Source organism: Aeromonas aquatica (assembly GCF_000764655.1).
Lineage (GTDB): Bacteria > Pseudomonadota > Gammaproteobacteria > Enterobacterales > Aeromonadaceae > Aeromonas > Aeromonas aquatica.
In genome coordinates, this window is record NZ_JRGL01000092.1 from 49,783 (window position 1) to 67,018 (window position 17,236).

The following is a 17,236-nucleotide window of genomic DNA, read 5'->3' on the forward strand; positions in this document are numbered from 1 at the left end:
AATCCTCCCAGCTTTTCGACCTCACCACTGCTCCGCCCCGTGAAATTTTTATACCCGCGAAATTAAAAATTTAAATGGAGGGCGCGATGGGCGGTGCAGCTACCGTGCCCGGGCGCGGTAGGAAGCCCAAGCCGACGGCCTTGAAGCGCTTAGGGGGCAATGCCGGCAAGCGGGCGCTGAACAAAAACGAACCTACCTTCACCCCTTTGATCGGGGTCGCTTGCCCAGAGTGGCTGGCAGAAGACCAGTGGGCCCCCACGTTATGGGACATGGTGATCAAAGAGCTGTGCGCCGCCGAGGTACTGTGCATCACCGATCTGCACAACCTGGAGGCATTCTGCGCCGCTTACTCCCGCTGGCGCAGAGCCGAGATCGAGATCACCAGGCACGGCCTGGTGGTTGAAGGGGCCACTGGTGGTCCAGTCAAAAATCCGGCCTGTACCGTCGCCAACGAATCACTCAAGCAAATGACCACATACGGGGCCCTGCTCGGGCTGGACCCTTCCAGCCGCTCGCGCCTGATCGGCGGCAACAAGAAGAAGGGAGGAGGCAACCCGTTCGCTGCTTTGTAGGGATGGACTATGGCCGCACGCAAAAGCTATCCCTACGTCAACGTGGCCAATGGCTACGCCCGCGATGTGGTGCGCGGCAACATCCCCGCCTGCCGCTACGTGATCCAGGCCTGCCAGCGGCATCTCGATGATCTGGCCAAAGAGAAGTCGGCCAAGTTCCGGTTTCGTTTCGACAAGGACAAAGCCGAACGGGCTGCCAAGTTCGTTCAGCTCATGCCCCACACCAAAGGGGAGTGGGCCTTCAAGCGCCAGACCTTGAACCTCGAGCCGTGGCAACTGTTCATCATCTGCTGCGTGTTTGGCTGGGTGCGCAAGGGCAGCGGGCTGCGTCGCTTTCGCGAGGTCTACAACGAGATCCCCCGCAAGAATGGCAAGTCGGCGCTCTCCGCTCCGGTTGGCCTCTACTGCTTCGCGGCAGATAACGAATTCGGTGCCGAGGTCTACTCCGGCGCCACCACTGAAAAACAGGCGTGGGAGGTATTCCGCCCCGCCCGCCTGATGGCCAAGCGTACCCCAGCGCTGCTCGATCACTACGGCATCGAGGTCAACGCCAGCAACCTGAATATCCCTGCTGACGGTGCTCGCTTTGAGCCGCTGATTGGCAATCCGGGTGACGGTCAGTCGCCATCCTGCGCCATCGTGGACGAATACCACGAGCATGACAGCGACGACCTCTACACCACCATGATCACCGGTATGGGCGCCCGCCGCCAACCGCTGATGTGGGTCATCACCACTGCCGGCTACAACATCGACGGCCCCTGCTACGACAAGCGGCGGGAAGTAATCGAGATGCTGGCTGGCACGGTGCCGGACGATGAGCTGTTCGGGATCATCTACACCATTGACGAGGGTGATGACTGGGCGGATCCCAAGGTGTTAGCTAAGGCTAATCCGAACATGGGCATCTCGGTTTACTCCGAGCATCTGCTGGCGCAGCAGGCCAAGGCCATCAAGTCGGCCCGCTTTGCCAACATCTTCAAAACCAAACACCTCAACGTCTGGGTCTCGGCCAAGACGGCGTTCTACAACATGCAGCGCTGGGCGGCCTGCGAAGACAAGAGCCTCACCCTGGAGCAGTTCGACGGTGACGAGTGCATCCTCGGTTTCGACCTGGCCCGCAAGCTCGACATGAACTCCATGGCGCGGCTGTTCTGGCGCGATATCGACGGCAAGCGCCACTACTACTCGGTCGCCCCCAGGTTCTGGGTGCCGGAAGATACCGTGTTCGATAACGATAACCGGCGTCTGGCGGAGCGATACCAGAAGTGGGTCAACCTGGGCGAGCTCAGCACCACCGATGGGGCAGAGATCGACTATCGCGAGATCTTCGAAGAGGCCAAAGAGGCCAACCTGGCCAACAAGGTGCTGGAGACTCCACTCGATCCGGCAGGGGCAATTGCCCTGTCTCACTCGCTGGCAGATGAGGGGATGACCCCCATCACCATCACCCAGAACTATCAGAACATGTCCGCCGGAATGAAGGAGCTGGAGGCTGCGATCCAGGCCGGCCGCTTCCACCACGACGGCAACAGCCTGATGACCTGGTGTATCGGCAATGTGATCGGCAAGAACCTACCCGGAAACGATGACATGGTGCGCCCGGTCAAGGAGAGCGCGGATCAGAAGATAGACGGCGCGGTGGCGCTGATCATGACCATCGCCCGCGCCATGGTGCCGGATCGCGGCGATGACCGCTCCATCTACGAAACCTCGGACGTTTTATGCTGACACAACTTTTCATTTTCATCGTGGGCCTGCTGGGGGCTGCGGCGCTGGCCTATGGCGCCAGCCTCTACGCCCCGCCGCTCGGCTGGATAGTGGGCGGTCTGCTCTGCCTGATCTGGTCATTAATGATGAGTCGAGCAGTGGCTGCCGCCGAGTTCGCCAAACGCCACAAGGGGGATAGCTAATGTTCCTGCCAATGATGTTCGGCAGCGGGCGCAAGGGCGGCAACTTCAGTCAGTGGATCAGCAGCATGGCGGGTAAGACGACCAAGGCCGGTGTGCTGGTAACGCCGGAGACTGCCCTGGCGCAAGGGGTAGTGCGTGCCTGTGTCACCCTGCTGGCCGAGTCCGTGGCGCAGCTCCCCTGTGAGCTCTACCGTCGAGATGATGACCAGCGGCTGCGTGCAACTGACCACCCGCTGTACGACCTCATCCACAACCAGCCTAACCAGAAAGACACAGCGTTTGAATTCAATGAGCAGCGCATGGGTCACCTGGGCCTGCGTGGTAACAGTTACAGCTTGATCGACCGGGATGGGCGAGGCTTCATCACAGAGCTCATTCCCATCAACCCGGACAAGGTAGCGGTGCTCAAAGGGCCGGATGGGTTGCCCTATTACCAGTTGCTGGATGGCAGCAACCAGATCTTGCCGATGCGGATGGTGCACCACGTCAAGGCGTTCAGTCTTGATGGCTACCTGGGGCTGTCACCGATCCAGACCAACCCGGACACCATCGGGCTCGCCATGGCGGTGGATGAGCATGCGGGACGGGTGTTTGCTAACGGCACGACCCTCTCGGGTGTCATCGAGAGCCCGAAGGATGGCGCCAAGTTCGATACCCAGGCCAAGGTGGATGCGTTCCTCGGCAAGTTTGTAGAGCGCCATTCCGGACTGCGCAACGCCTTTTCGGTCGCATTACTGCAGGAGGGGATGCAGTACAAACAGCTCGCCATGAACAACGAGCAGGCGCAGTTGCTGGAGTCCCGCAAGTACGGGGCCAACGAGATCTGCCGTCTCTACAAGGTACCGCCGCACATGATCGGCGAACTGGAGCGGGCGACCAACAACAACATCGAGCACCAGGGGCTGCAGTTTGTCATCTACACCTTGCTGGCTTGGGTCAAGCGGATCGAAGGCGCGATGATGCGTGACCTGTTGTTGCCTGCGGAGCGCAAGAACCTTTACATCGAGTTCAACGTCTCCGGGTTGTTACGGGCAGATCAGAAGTCCCGCTATGAGGCTTATGCCCTCGGTCGCCAATGGGGCTGGATGAGTGTCAACGATATTCGCCGGTTGGAGAACCTGCCGCCGGTAGCAGGTGGAGATATCTACCTGACTCCGCTCAACATGGTGAGCACCGGCTCACTCCCACCAGGCATCACCAAAGCCAGCACCGAACAACTCAACGAGATCGAGGCCATCCTATGCCGAAGCTGATCAATTATCCCCATCTGGCCAGCATGGCGTTTGGCCAACCACTCTATGCCACCCAGGATGTACTGGCTGGGGTGAAGAGCTTGCTGCTACCACGCATGCTGGGCAACCAGCGAGACATCATGGCTGCCGATGAATTGCCGGACGGGTTCGAGCCTGCTCCGCTGGAGGCCAAGGGCGAGTTCAAGAACCGGATCGGCGGGCTGGCAGTCATCCCTGTGCACGGCATCCTGATGGCGCGGCGTGGTCACATCGATGCTACCTGCACCGAGCTGACCAGCTACGAGTGGGTGAGGATGCAGATCGCCACTGCGCTGGCCGACGAACGGGTCAAGGAGATCGTGCTCGACATCAACTCCGGCGGTGGCATGGCGGTGGGCTGCAAGGAGTTGGCGGAATACATCTATTCCAAGCGCAGCGTCAAACCGATCACCGCCCTGGTCAACTTTGCCGCCTACTCGGCCGCTTACTTCATCGCATCCGCTTGCACCAGGGTGGTGGTGAGCGAGACCGGCGGCTGCGGCTCGGTGGGCGTCATCATGGAGCACATGGAGGTGAGCAAGTGGGAGCAGGAGGTGGGTCTAACCTTCACCACCTTCTACCGCGGCGAGCGCAAGAAGGACGGCTCCCCTCACGAACCCCTATCCGAGGGGGCGATGGCTTCCATCAACCACCGGATGGATCAGGCCTACGAGCTGTTCGTGAACTCCGTCGCTCGCTATCGCGACCTTCCCATCGAGCAGGTGAAGGCCACCGAAGCAGCCCTCTTTAGCGGCAGTGAAGCCGTGGCCAATGGCATGGCTGACGAGCTGGCCAATCCCCAGGATTATCTCAACGCCCTTGCCGCCAGCGTGGCCAATCAGGGCAAACCTCAACAGTCCGTCGGCTTTCGGGCCAAGGCCATCGAATTGCAGAACCAGCTCTAGCCCTGCGGCGGAGCCCATCCCAATAAGCCCCATCAGGGGCTTTTTTTATACCCAAAGGAAACCACTCGATGAAAACTATCGAAACCCTCCGCCGCGAGCGTGGCGAAATCGTCGCCCAGATTACCGCCCTGGCTGACATTGAGAAGCAGGGCGGGGCTCTGAGTGCAGAGCAGTTGTCCGAATTCACTTCACTCGAGAGCAAAGTCGCGGAAATCAGTGCCCAGATCACCCGTCTGGAAACTGCAGAGCGGCTGGCTGCTCAACAAGCGGTACCGGTAGCTGCCTCTGTCGCAGTCATTGGTGCCTCGGCCATCCACGTTAAGGCCGAGCTTAAGCAGTACCCTGGTGCTGGCATGGCTCGCCTCGCCATGGCCGTTGCCGCTGGCAAGGGGGATATGAAGTTGGCCGAGCAATTCGCCGCCAAAGAGATCGGCGATGCCGGGATCGCCATGGTGATCGGCACCGCGGCCGGCTCCGGTGGCGCACTCATCCCCGAGAACCTGCACTCCGAGCTGATCGAGCTGCTGCGCCCGCGCACCATCGTGCGCAAGCTCGGCGCTCGCCCGGTGCCGCTGCCCAACGGCAACCTCTCTATGCCGCGCATGTCCGGCGGCGCGACCTCCAGCTACGTAGGGGAAGGGATTGATGCCAAGGCCACCGGCGGTAGCTTCGATGATGTGAAGCTCTCGGCCAAGACCATCATCACCCTGGTCCCGATGAGCAATCAGTTGATCGGGAGCGCCGGGTACAACGTGGAGCAACTGGTGCTGGGTGACATGATCGCGGCCATGGGTAGCCGCGAGGACAAGGCGTTTCTGCGCGACGACGGTTCCAACAACACCCCGACCGGTTTCAAGAAGGTGGCCACCGATGCGGGCCGCACCATCGCCTGGACTGGCACGGCGGATCTGGCCACCATTGATGCCTACCTCGACTCGCTCATCCTGAAGCTGATGAGCTCCGACTCCATGATGATCAATCCGGGCTGGGGCATGAGCCCGCGTTCCTGGATGAAGCTGTTCGGTCTGCGCGATGGCAACGGCAACAAGCTCTATCCGGAGATGGCCCAAGGCCTGCTTAAGGGCTACCCGATTGCCCATACCAACACCATCCCGGTGAACCTCGGCGCGGGTACCAATCAGACCGAGATCTACTTCGCCGACTGGAACGATGTGGTGATCGGCGAGCAGGACAACATGACCATCGACTTCAGTCGCGAGGCCACCTATGTGGATGCCGCTGGCGAGCTGGTCAGCGCCTATGCCCGCAACCAATCCCTGATCCGGCTGGTCGGCAACCACGATGTGGGCTTCCGCCATCCTGAAGGGCTGGTACTGGGGACCGCCGTTACCTGGTAAACCCTGCCATGGGGCTACTTCGTGGCCCCTTCCATTTCACTATCAAGACCGTTCAGGAGAGCCATCATGGCCAAACCAGACAAGGCGGGGAGCGATCCCGTCGTGACGCTTATCAAGGTCATCCGCCCCTTCAAGAACTACAGCCCCGGCGATATCACCGGATTTGATGCAGCCAAGGCACAGGCCTTGATCGACGGTGGCGTGGCAGAGGCCTACACCGCAGCCGAGGGTGAGGAGTAAGCATGTTGCTGATCACCGTGGCAGAGGCCAAGGCGCAGTGCCGTATTGAACCGGAGATGACCGACGAAGATGCGCTGCTGACCGGTTTGATTGAAGCGGCGATCAGCCACATCCAGTCCGACATCAACAAGCCGCTGGTGGCGACAGGGGAGGAGGGGCAGCCTCTCACCCCAGCGCTCAAGCTGGCGGCCTTGCTGCTGATCGGCCATTGGTACACCAACCGGGAGGCCGTGGTGACGGGCACCATCGCAACGACTCTGCCGCTGGCGTATGACTCACTGATCCATCCCTATCGTGACATCGTGGTGGGCTAGGGGGATGCATGCTTAAAAGTGGCGAACTCGACACCCGGCTGACGCGCTTTGGCGCCGCAACCGGCACCCCCCCAGAATGGCCGCTGCTTGGCAAACTGTGGGCGAAGATCATTGATCCGAAGGCGGCAGGGCGCGAGGCCCAAGCCAGTATCTATGCGACCGGCTCGACCCTAATCACGGTGCGGGTTCGGGGCGATATCCTGCCCGGGCAGTTGCTGAAGGGGAATGCCTGCTGGTACTTGATCGAAGACACCGCCAGCGAGCCTGGCGCCTTGCAGATCTCCGCCCGCAAACTCTCCGGTGAGCCAGCGACCTACACCCCGAAGCAGGGCGAACCTTATCCGGTCACCGCCTTCTTGGCGGCTGAGAACGTGATGGTGGGGGCCCGCAGCGAACCGCGACACCAGATAGACCTGATCCTGCCTGAGCTCGTCCCCCCCTTTGCACGCCAGGGTGACCAGGTCACCTTACGTGGCCGGCAATACCGTATCGATGGGCTGATTGAGGGCAGTGACAACGGCACCACGCTGCGAGTGATGGTGGTCTGATGCCGGGCGGACTTAGCCGCAAGCGCAGGGCCAGGGCGATCAACGTCACCGGCCTGAGCGATAGCGTCGATGCATTCAAGGCGCTCCCTGCCACGATCCGCAAGCAGCTGGTGGCCGTGGTCAATGAAGTGGCCGCCAACACCCGGAGTGACATCGTGAACCGGATCGCCGCCGATGGGTTCAATACGGCCTCGGTCAGGGCGCGGATACGGCTCGACAAGGCGAACGCCAGCAACGACGTTGCCACCATCAGCCTGGACCTGAAGAAGATCCCGTTCAGCCGAGTCAAATTTGCCAGCCAGCGTACCGATGGCACCGGTACCCGGGCCAGCGTCTGGGTGCTGCGGGGCGGCAAGCGTGTGCAGGTCTACGGTTTTATCAACCCTTACGGCAAGAAGCGCCGCCCGATGATCCGCTATGCGAAAGCCGGTAAGCCTCGGCTGGTGATGGCGGGTGGTGTGGGCCTGCGGGGCTGGTGGAACGACATCATCACAGAGCAGTTTCTCGACGAGCTGCAAGCCAACCTTGCCAGCACCTTCAGCAGGAGAGTGACATGACCGAAGCGACCGTCATCATCGATGCGTTGCTGGCCAAGTTGCGCAGTGTGCCAGCACTGTCTCCAGAAGACAGGGTGTGCGACAGCGACCCGCAGATCGACCAGCATACCCCACTGCCGCTGGCCCATTTTCGGGAGCTGACCGAGGTCAAACCGGAGCGGCGGGGGCGGGAGTGGAAGCGCACCCGCAACATTCAGGTGGACCTCTACCAGCCCGCGAGTGACGGGCGGCCAGGGCGTGACCGGTTGCTGTCAGAGGTGCTGGCGGCGCTGGTGCCCTCGACGGCGGGGATCCCCCTGCCGGGCACGACGTTGCTCACTATCTCGGTGGGCACCATCAATCTGGAACCCGAAGAAATCGGCAGCGACACCTTGCTGACCTCCATCCAATTTAGCCTCACCTATACCGCCAGCCTCTAGGTTGGCACCACCATCTGGATACCATAGGAGCATCCAAGCATGTCATTTACCGACAAAGGCCTGCTGCTGGCCGGTGATGTCTACATCGCCGAAATCAACAACGGCGTGAAAGGGCCCCTGATTGGCCCCATCAACGTCAACGAGATCACCGTCACCCCGCCGACCACCGAGGAGAAGTCGCGCATCTCCAAGAAGCGCAGTACCTTCGGACAGGCGCTGGACTCGGTCCAACTGCCGAAAGACCCGGCCAAGCTCTCCCTGAAATGGGACTCCATGACCAAACAGCTGCTGGCCGATGCCATCGCCGGCAAGCAGGTGGCTTTCACCCAGGCCGAGACTCCGGTGGTGGATGAGCTGGTAACTCTCAGCAAGCTGGGTTGGGTCGAGCTTGCCACTGCTTTTATCAAGCCGGGCACCATTACCGTAAAACTCAGTGCTGGCAGTACCGCGCTGGTACTCGACACCGATTACCAGGTAAACGGCAACATGATCATGGCCATCAGCGATCAGGCTGCTGCGGCCTGCAAGGTCAGCTACACCAAGGCGGCCGTGACCGGCACAACCTACACCGGCACCACCGAGACCCTCAAGCCACGCTACTTCCTGATCGACGGCGAGAACCTGGCCAACCCCGGCCAGCGGGTGCGCGTCACCATCGACCAGGCCATGCTGGCCGCCCAGGGCGCACTGGCGCTGATGAGTGGCGAGTTTATGGAAGGGGAGCTGGAGGGGTCGCTGGTGACCCAGCCCGGCAAGTCCGAGCCATACCGGATGGAAATCCTCAACTGAAAAAAGATGGCATCAATAGATGCCATCACGATTCATCAATGAGTTTCTACCCTTTTTTCCCCGGTATGATCTTCGAGGGTTGGGCAATTTTTAGGATCTTTGATGTGTGCCACTCTCCCTTTTTGGAGAGAGAACGAACCTTCCTTTTGTATTCGGGGGCAGTCAAAGGGGACTTCTCTCTATGTCGGGACTGATTGCAAAACTTGCAGGCAGCAACAATATTTTCTGTCGAATTGGAGCCTCCTTCGCTCTTAGGATGGAGGTGTTCACCGGTGCATTGGAGCAGGTTTACCTGCTGCTCACTGATACGGTGTCGGTCAGAAAACTGTGCTGGGTTTGTTTCCCACATCGGCATATTGCAGTAATAGCAACGATGGGCTTGATTGACGGCAGCACGGTGACGCTGCCTTTGAATTGAACTTGCCATATAGGGCTCCAAAAAATGTTTTGAAACCCGGGCGGTAATACAGACAGGCCATAACGGGCTTCAATGTTGAAGTTGAAGTCCCGTCAACCTATGTATAGGAATGCGGGTACTGGAAGGACATCTCCCCACAGCACTACACCAGCGGCTCAACCGACTGGCACCCCATTCGTTTGAATGTGGCAGGCCAAATATCGTACAAATAAATTAATGATGCAATGCGTTACCGTATGCCTTCTTCAAAATAACGACATCTATAAACCCGCTCCGGCGGGTTTTTTCATTTCTGAGGAATCCCCATGGCCAGCAACGATACCGATATCCAGCTGCGGATCCGTGCCGCCGTTGAGGGGCTGGCCGAGGTAAGTAAACTCATCACCGAGGTGGGGGCGCTGGGGGGAGAAACAGAATCCAGCAGCGAGCAGGTTGGCTCCCTTGGCGACGAGCTGCAGCGGCTTGGTGAGCAGAACGCGACCCTGTCCCAGTTTGCCAACCTCAAGCGCAGCACTGCCGATCTGGGGGAGGGGCTGGAGGCTGCTCGCACCCGGGCCACCGGCATGGGCAAGGCGTTGGCTGATGCCAAACAACAACTGACTGCCTCCAATGCGGCTTACGGTGCCAGTCGGCAGGAGACCGAGCGGCTGGCGAGTGCCCATGCCGAAGCCAAGGCCAAGGTGGATCTGCTCCGCCAAGCGAACAGCGAGGCGAACAGCGTCACCAAGGAGCAGCGTCAGGCGCTCAAGGATGTGCGTGATCAGGTCCGCCTGCTGGGCGACCAGTACAAAGAGAGCGCGAGCCACACCAATGAGCTCAAGCGTGGGCTCGACTCGACGGAGAAGGCGCTGCGCCAACAGGCTCGGGAGTTCAATGCCGCTCGCCGTGAAGTGCAATCCCTTGATGGCCAGTATCAGCGGCAGAACACCACGCTTAACGGGCTGCGCCGTGCCCTGAGTGAGGCTGGGGTCGATACCCGTAAGCTGGCCAGTGAGCAGAGACGGGTTGAAACGGCCAGTCAGCAGGCTGGGGCTCAAGTGGCGTACCTGAAGAGCCAGCTTGCCGGACAGGCAGGGCAATTGCGCTCCACTGCCGCCGGCATGGAGGCATACAGCAAGAAAGCCAAGCAGGCAGAGCAGAACACCGAGCAACTGCATGAAGCAGTTCAGAGCGGTGAGCAAGGATGGGCTGCCCTGGCGGGTAAGATCACCGGTGTTGCTGCAGCCTATCTCAGCTTTGACCAACTGGTTGCCCGCACTACCGGGATGGTCAGAACGGCTGACGAGATCGAGCGTTTGGGCGTATCGCTCAAGAGTGTGGAAGGCAGTGCGGCTGGTGGCGAGAAGGCACTGGCCTGGTTGCGGGAGTTCAACGAGAAGACCCCGTTCCAACTCAACGAGATCACCACCGCCTTTATCAAGGCCAAGAACTTCGGATTGGATCCCTATAACGGGGTGCTGCAGGCAACGGCCAACTACACCGCCAAGACGGCAGGCACTTATCAGGATCTGGAAGGGATCATCACCGCCCTCGGGCAAGCCTATGTCAAAGGCAAGCTGCAAGCCGAGGAGATGAACCAGCTCAATGAGCGCTCGGTAGCTGCGGCCAAACTGCTGGCGAAAGCCATGGGCAAGACCACTGACGAGATCATCGCCATGGCCACGGCAGGCAAGCTGGGGCGTAACGAGATCGAGTTGTTGATCAAGGCGATGGGCGAGGATGCGGCCGGCGCGTCAGAGGAAATGGCGCAGACCTTCGGAGGTATCTGGTCGAACTTCCTGGAGCAGCTGAACCAGGTCGAACTGGCTGTAGCCGATGCGGGGATATTTGCCTTCATCAAATCCGAGTTGGCAGAGGTCACTGCCCAGATCAAAGCGGCAGCGGCAGATGGCAGTCTGGCTGACTGGGCGCAAGGCGTGTCGGATGGCATGAAGTCAGGCGCCATCGCCATTCGTGGGATCACCGAAACCCTTGTCGAGATGAGAGACGGGATCGGATTGGTGGTGAAGGTCTGGGGCACCATGAAGGTGATCCAGTGGAGTTCCCAGCTGCTCGGCTTCGGGCAGGCGATGAAAACAGGGGTTGTACAGCCGACAGCAGAGGCCGGCAAGGAGCTCGACAAGACGAGCAAAAAAGCGGTCAAGCTGAACGGGGTGCTGGCGGCGCTGACCTTGGGCAATGGTGCGGTTGCCGCTGGTCTTTCCGTACTGGTCTATGAGGGGGGCAAGGGGTTGGCCAAGCTGGCCGAAGACGCCGGGGTCTGGGCGGCCAGGATGGGCGAGGCAGGGGAAGTTGAGCAACGGGTGGCCGAGCAGTCACGCGCCTTCTTTGCCCAGCTGCAGCGCCAGGGGATGACCACCATGGCGCAGTTTGAAGAGTTCAAGAATGTACAGATCCTCACTGCACAGGAGGTGGTCAACCTCTCGGCCACCGAGCGGGCGGCCTATGAACAACGCCTGCAGGGTCACCGCGAATATCTGACCGGTCAACTGCAGGTACAAAAGGCGCTGGAAGCCTCCGGCCTCAAAGCCGAGGCCATGCAGTACCAGGCCGATGCGGCGCTGGCCAGCATGCGACAGGGGTTTCTCGATCTGGCGGCTGGAGCGGACTTGGCCGGTCAGGCCATCGACGCCAAGACCCGCCCGGCGGTGCTTAAGCTGGTGGCCGACTTCGACATGCTCAAAGCCAAAGGAAAGGAGACGACCACCGGGATCAACGAGATGTTCAAGGGACTGCAAATGGGGGACCCGACCTCCTTGCAGAATATCACCTTGGCACTCGATACCCTGCGCGAACAAGGCAAGGTCACCCAGACCGAGATCGACGCAGGACTGCGCAAGAGCCTGCAGGACATGAGCCTGCAGGATCTCGAGGTGTTGAAAGTCCAGTCAATGGCGGCCTTCGACACCATGAAAAATGGTGCCATCAGCACGGCCCAGATCACCGAGTCGGTATTGTCTGAAAAGCTGCGCCGCCTCGGCGTTGATTATCAGGCGCTCCACACCGGCATTGATGCGGTGGGCCGCCAGACAATCGATACCTTCCGCGCGGTCGCTACCGATGTGAATGCCACCTCCCAAGACATTGCCGCCGCCATGAAGGCGGCCGTCAACAAGGCAGACACGGCGCAAGAGCTGGAGGAGCTACGCCGGATCTGGTTGTCGCTGGGACAGGCCGGGAAAATCTCGGCACAGGAGCAAGGGCGCGGGCTTGGGTATCTGAATGACCAGATCCGCCAGACCAAGGTGAAGGCGGCCGAGATTGGTGATGGCTTCAACACCGCGGCGGACAAGTCGAAGAGTGCGACCGACACCATGAGGGAGAACCTCAAAGGGGTGCAGGAAGAGGCCAAGAAAACCAAGTCCGATGTTGAAGATGCTATCAGCAGCAGTGGATCCAGCAATACCGGCGCCGGCCCCACGAATACGCGTTCGGTGGCCGCGGGCTCCTTCTTCTACAAAACAGTGGATATCAATAACCTGCGTGGCAACGCCGATGCGTTGGCCAACACCCTCGCCGGGGTGGAGGAGGAGCTGGCCCGCTACAGCCAGAAGGTCAAAGACATTCCCGCCTACAGCGAGTGGAGCAAGTTCTACGGCGAGAAGTTCCAGAAGGAAATGGAGGCCATGCGTGCTCAGCTCCAGAAGGAGTTGAATAAGGCGCAGCAGAAGGAAGCAGAGAAAACGACGCCTCAGCCAACTGCAGGGCCCACACAGCCCCAGCAACAGCAAAGTGTGCCGACGCCATCAGGCAGCAATAAAACGGTCACCATTTACCTCAAATCCGCCACCGACAGCGCAGAAGTCCAGTCCGATGAGGAAAACCTGGAGGCCTTACTGCGCCTGTTGAAACAGCAAGGACTCAGAAGCTGATGATCACATTAGCCGGAATCGAATTGCCAGATGACCTGGATTGGGAAGATGAGTTCGGGTGGGAACCTGTCGGGCAGGTCATCACCCCAACGTTATCCGGAGCCATTCTCGTCGAAGAGTCCGTCCAATCTGAGGGACGCCCTATCACTCTTCGCTCAGATGGTGAGGCATGGGTGAGACGTTCAACCGTCTTGGATCTGCAGGCGCTGGCCGCAGGGCCATCTACTCGAATGCCGCTCCACCTTAACGGTCGCACCTTCACGGTGCTCTGGCGTCGTGAAAGCGGTGGGGGATTCGAGGCAAAGCAACTCTATCGGATCGCCGACCCGGATGGCCAAACCCCCTATGAAATCACGCTTCGCCTTCTCGAGGTAACCCCATGACAACTGGAATTTTAGCCAGCGACATTCGGCTGATGGCCAGCCAGCGGCTGACTGACACACCCGATGGTGGTGGCCGGGTTACCGGTCACGAGATCGTGAGCGGGGAGCATAACAGCGTCTTTCCCGACATTTCCGATCTGGATCGCGCCTATGGCGTGGTCAACCTGCGCAAGGTGTTTCTGGCGGTGCAGACCGACGACACGGCCACCTACTATGGCGCCAATGCCACCGTGCTGTTGCCGCCGGCCGATCCCAACGTCGGCCTGTGCCTGATGAGCAGCAAGGATCATCACGACACTCGCACCGAGGCCCGCGACTTGCTGGAGCGCTATCTGGCACGGGGGCCTAAGTGGCGCGGCTTCCTCTACGACACCCAGTTGCAGGGTCAGCGGGCGATCCGCTTCTTCCAGCGGGTCGAGGTGCGTCTGCCGGAGATCGGCGAGACCCTGGTGCTGGTCGGCAACGAGGGCAAGGCGGGGGAGTTCGAGCAGTACGTCAGGGTGCTGGACGTAGGCCAGCAGTTGGCCAAGTTCCAGATCCCAGGGGTGCCGGAGTTCACCCGCAACGTGGTGACCTGCACCCTGGCCGATCCCCTGCGCTACACCTTCGAGGGGGAGCAGCCCACCCCCTATGACGTGGTGACCAACCCCAAGACAGCCCTGCGCGAGACGGTGGTGGCCGATGCGGCCAACTACTTCGCCACCACCAAGCTGGCCGAGGATGCCCACTTTGGCGCGCTCCAGGTGAAGGCCAAAACCATCTTTACCCAGCTGGTGCCGGCGGCCCGCTCTGAAACCCCGGCCGTGGATCTGACCGCTGCCGGCGAGCTGGCCAGCCTGGTGGATTCGGGCAAGGGGCAGGTGTCGTTCAGTACCGTGGCCAGCATCGCCCCCAGCCGGGGCCTGTTCCTCGGCACGGGCGCGCTGCCCGGCACGGTGAGCATCACCATAGGCGCGGCGCTGATCACCGACCGTGGCGGCTCCCTGGTGGTGGGTGGGTCCGTGATCGGGTCTATCGACTACGGCCGGGGGCAGTGTGAGTTCAACGCCCAGTGCCCGAACTACGGCAGCCAGAGCAAAACCGTCAGCTTCTGGCCGGCGGCCCGCCCGGCCCGCATCGCCGATACCGCCAGCATCGAGATCAAGGCCAACAACCGGGGCTATGCGTTCACCAACACCCTGCACCCGACCCCCGCGCCAGGCAGCTTGACCATCAGCTTTATGGCGCAAGGCAAATGGTACGACTTGAAGGACAACGGCCGGGGCGAACTGCTGGGGCAAGACAGCTCCTATGGATCTGGTCTGCTGAACTTCGCCACCGGCTCGGTGCTGTTGACCCTGGGCGCCCTGCCGGACGTGGACACCAGCATCATGTTCAGCTGGGCCACCCCGGTGAACTACACCAACCGGTCAGGCCAGCCGATCAGCATCGGCAAGAGTGCCTGGCAGCTGCCCCACACCGGCATCACGCCCAAGAGCCTGATCCTGACCTGGGGCACAGACAAGACCGCCAACGACTCGGTGGGGGATGGCAAGATCCGGGGGGACATTACCGGCATCATCAACTATGCCGAGGGCATCATCGATCTGGAGCACATCACCTTGCCCGCCCTGGGCCAGGAGTACGTGGCCCAGTATCAGTATGGTGAGCCGGTGACCGAGCATCATGTCGAACCGGGCCGCCTGAGTACGCCCGGCATGGTGGGGCACCTCTCCATCACGCTGGACGGCTTGGACGGCGGCGGCGCCCACAACCTCACCCCCGGCAGTCTGCGGGTGAAGTTCAACGCGCTCTATCACACCTTTGATGTGGACGATCAGGAGCTGGTGATCCAGACCCGTGACCCCATCATCACCTTGCAGGATGACGGGCTCGGCAAGCTGCGCGATGCCAGCGGCTTTGAGCTGGGGGCCATCGACTACGCCGCCGGCACCCTGCATTTCATGCCGGACGGCAGCGCCCCCTTGCCCAAGCCAACCTATGCCTGGGTCACCGTGGGCACCCGCTGGGAGGGCAACCAACAGCTCGCGGTGCAGCGCTGGACCATGACCGGGATCCAGTACCACAACACCGCCTACACCTTCCCCGATGGCCAGCAGGGGTGGGTAGATGTGACCTACCGCAACAACAACTCGGCCCAGGCACAAAACGCCACCCTGACCGCCCAGGCGCTGCGCATCGACGTGACCCCCGGCTTTGCTGAGGCGATCCTGGAGGGCTCGCTGCGCTTCACCCTAGGGGGCAGCACCTACGTGGATCGCCAAGGGCTGATCTACCGCAATCCCGACCCGGAGACCGGCGCCGGCATTCAGGCGGGCACCATCGACTACTCCAACGGGGTGGCGGTGCTGGCCGACTGGTCGGCGGGGCAGACTGCCCAACCGCAGTTGCACTCCCTGGCCACCTCGTTCAGCGCCCAGTCGGTGGATGCGGTGACGTTCAGGACGCCTGGCGCCCCGTTGGCACCCGGTAGCCTCTACATCAGCGCCAACACCGCCAGCGGCCGCCGCATCGAGGCCACGGCCGACGGCGACGGCTACTTTACCACCCTCGACATGGACGGGCGGGTGGACTACCAGACCGGCATCGTCTCGGTGCGCTTTGGCCGCAAGGTCACGGCCGCCGGCAACGAGGCCCAACCCTGGTACGACGCCGAGCAGGTGGGGGAGGATGGCAAGATCTGGCGCCCTGTCAGCGTGGTGGCCGACACCATCCGCTTTAGTTGCGTGGTGTTCAGTTACCTGCCGCTGGATGCGGATCTCATCGGGTTGGATCCGGTGCGGCTGCCGTCTGACGGGCGGGTGCCGTTCATCCGCAAGGGCAACATCGTGGTGGTGCATAGCACCCAGCGCAGCGCCTTCCCGATGGGGGTCACGGCGGGGCAGCAGCTCAACACCACCCGCCAGCGGCTGGCGTATGCCCATGTGGAGGACAAGAACGGCAAGCAACTCGCCCCGGCGCTCTACAGCGTCAACCTGGACAGCGGGATCGTCACCCTGGCCAGCCCGCTGAACCTGACCGGCTACGTGGAGCCCCTGGTGGCGGTGCATCGCATCGAGGACATGAGCCTGGTCTCCGACGTGGAGATCTCGGGCCGCCTGGTGCTGGCGCGGCCGCTGTCTCACGACTACGACGCCGCCGACACCCTGGTATCGAGCGCGCTGATCATGGGGGACCTGTGGGCGCGCTATACCGGGTTGTTCGATCAGAAGGTCTGGACCAACACCTGGTCTGACTTCCTGATAGGCGACCCCTGCACGGCGCAGTACAACGACACCGCTTACCCGCTGCTGGTGACCAACCGGGCCACCCTGCAAGAGCGCTGGGCCATCATCTTCCAGTCCAGCACCAGCTTCGTGCTGGTCGGGGAGCATGTGGGCCAGATCGCGCTGGGGGACATTAACAGCGACTTTGCGCCGCTCAACCCCAACAGCAACCAGCCCTATTTCTTCATCGACAAACGAGGCTGGGGGGCGGGCTGGTCCTCGGGCAACGTGCTGCGCTTCACCACTCAGGCGGCCAGTTACCCGGTGTGGGCGATCAGGACCATCTTGCAGTCGGTGGCAGCGATGGAGTCGGACAAGTTCGAGCTGCAACTGCGCGGCAACATCAACCGCTGATAGGCAATGACAGGGTGGGGCAACGTGCCCCACCCCCTTATTCAAGTGGGGCATGAC

General features: G+C 61.3%; 17 protein-coding genes. 16 read left to right on the plus strand and 1 reads right to left on the minus strand.

From position 1 onward, the window contains the following. The first annotated feature begins 86 nt into the window (after positions 1-86). The 12 genes from LG30_RS0110090 (at position 87) to LG30_RS0110140 (ending at position 8,886) form a co-directional block, all read left to right on the plus strand. Positions 87-572: a phage terminase small subunit P27 family gene (locus tag LG30_RS0110090; RefSeq protein WP_033130570.1), complete on the plus strand. Its 486-nt coding sequence runs from the start codon at positions 87-89 to the stop codon at positions 570-572. 9 nt (positions 573-581) lie between these two features. Then, complete coding sequence (locus LG30_RS0110095) at positions 582-2,303, plus strand: terminase large subunit (RefSeq protein WP_033130571.1); 1,722 nt, start codon at positions 582-584, stop codon at positions 2,301-2,303. Then, positions 2,297-2,485 (plus strand): hypothetical protein, encoded by a 189-nt coding sequence (locus LG30_RS0110100; RefSeq protein WP_033130572.1) that lies wholly within the window; start codon positions 2,297-2,299, stop codon positions 2,483-2,485. Before LG30_RS0110095 ends, LG30_RS0110100 begins: the two co-directional genes overlap by 7 nt. Beyond that, entirely contained in the window at positions 2,485-3,738 is a 1,254-nt protein-coding gene (locus LG30_RS0110105) for a phage portal protein (protein WP_033130573.1), read from the plus strand. The genes LG30_RS0110100 and LG30_RS0110105 overlap by 1 nt, the downstream gene beginning before the upstream one ends. After that, entirely contained in the window at positions 3,726-4,661 is a 936-nt protein-coding gene (locus LG30_RS0110110; protein WP_033130574.1) for a S49 family peptidase, read from the plus strand. Before LG30_RS0110105 ends, LG30_RS0110110 begins: the two co-directional genes overlap by 13 nt. 68 nt (positions 4,662-4,729) lie before the next feature. Then, on the plus strand, positions 4,730-6,019 hold the full coding sequence (locus tag LG30_RS0110115; RefSeq protein ID WP_033130575.1) for a phage major capsid protein: 1,290 nt from the start codon (positions 4,730-4,732) through the stop codon (positions 6,017-6,019). A 66-nt stretch (positions 6,020-6,085) separates the two neighbouring features. Further along, positions 6,086-6,259 (plus strand): hypothetical protein, encoded by a 174-nt coding sequence (locus tag LG30_RS22380; protein ID WP_156139760.1) that lies wholly within the window; start codon positions 6,086-6,088, stop codon positions 6,257-6,259. 2 nt (positions 6,260-6,261) lie between these two features. Next, positions 6,262-6,573 carry a head-tail connector protein gene (locus tag LG30_RS0110120; RefSeq protein ID WP_052100972.1) on the plus strand — a complete coding sequence of 104 codons (312 nt, stop codon included), beginning with the start codon at positions 6,262-6,264 and terminating at the stop codon, positions 6,571-6,573. Between the two features lie 8 nt (positions 6,574-6,581). After that, positions 6,582-7,121, plus strand: coding sequence for a head-tail joining protein (locus tag LG30_RS0110125; protein ID WP_033130576.1), 540 nt, complete (start codon positions 6,582-6,584; stop codon positions 7,119-7,121). Then, positions 7,121-7,678: a hypothetical protein gene (locus LG30_RS0110130; RefSeq protein WP_033130577.1), complete on the plus strand. Its 558-nt coding sequence runs from the start codon at positions 7,121-7,123 to the stop codon at positions 7,676-7,678. The genes LG30_RS0110125 and LG30_RS0110130 overlap by 1 nt, the downstream gene beginning before the upstream one ends. Further along, positions 7,675-8,097, plus strand: a complete 423-nt coding sequence (locus LG30_RS0110135; RefSeq protein ID WP_033130578.1) for a gp17 family tail completion protein — start codon at positions 7,675-7,677, stop codon at positions 8,095-8,097. The genes LG30_RS0110130 and LG30_RS0110135 overlap by 4 nt, the downstream gene beginning before the upstream one ends. Positions 8,098-8,136: 39 nt before the next feature. Then, positions 8,137-8,886 (plus strand): phage tail tube protein, encoded by a 750-nt coding sequence (locus tag LG30_RS0110140; protein WP_033130579.1) that lies wholly within the window; start codon positions 8,137-8,139, stop codon positions 8,884-8,886. Positions 8,887-8,932: 46 nt separating this feature from the next. Here the strand turns inward: LG30_RS0110140 and LG30_RS23005 are convergent, their stop codons facing one another. Further along, positions 8,933-9,172 carry an HNH endonuclease gene (locus LG30_RS23005; RefSeq protein ID WP_420796347.1) on the minus strand — a complete coding sequence of 80 codons (240 nt, stop codon included), beginning with the start codon at positions 9,170-9,172 and terminating at the stop codon, positions 8,933-8,935. On the opposite strand from LG30_RS23005, the gene LG30_RS22730 reads away from it, so the two are divergent. The 4 genes from LG30_RS22730 (at position 9,068) to LG30_RS0110155 (ending at position 17,179) form a co-directional block, all read left to right on the plus strand. Next, entirely contained in the window at positions 9,068-9,304 is a 237-nt protein-coding gene (locus LG30_RS22730) for a hypothetical protein (protein WP_238566419.1), read from the plus strand. The genes LG30_RS23005 and LG30_RS22730 overlap by 105 nt on opposite strands. Before the next feature lie 305 nt (positions 9,305-9,609). Then, positions 9,610-13,176 carry a tape measure protein gene (locus LG30_RS0110145; protein WP_033130580.1) on the plus strand — a complete coding sequence of 1,189 codons (3,567 nt, stop codon included), beginning with the start codon at positions 9,610-9,612 and terminating at the stop codon, positions 13,174-13,176. After that, entirely contained in the window at positions 13,176-13,559 is a 384-nt protein-coding gene (locus LG30_RS0110150) for a hypothetical protein (RefSeq protein ID WP_238566420.1), read from the plus strand. The genes LG30_RS0110145 and LG30_RS0110150 overlap by 1 nt, the downstream gene beginning before the upstream one ends. Beyond that, positions 13,556-17,179, plus strand: a complete 3,624-nt coding sequence (locus LG30_RS0110155; RefSeq protein WP_033130582.1) for a hypothetical protein — start codon at positions 13,556-13,558, stop codon at positions 17,177-17,179. Before LG30_RS0110150 ends, LG30_RS0110155 begins: the two co-directional genes overlap by 4 nt. Positions 17,180-17,236: the final 57 nt, after the last annotated feature.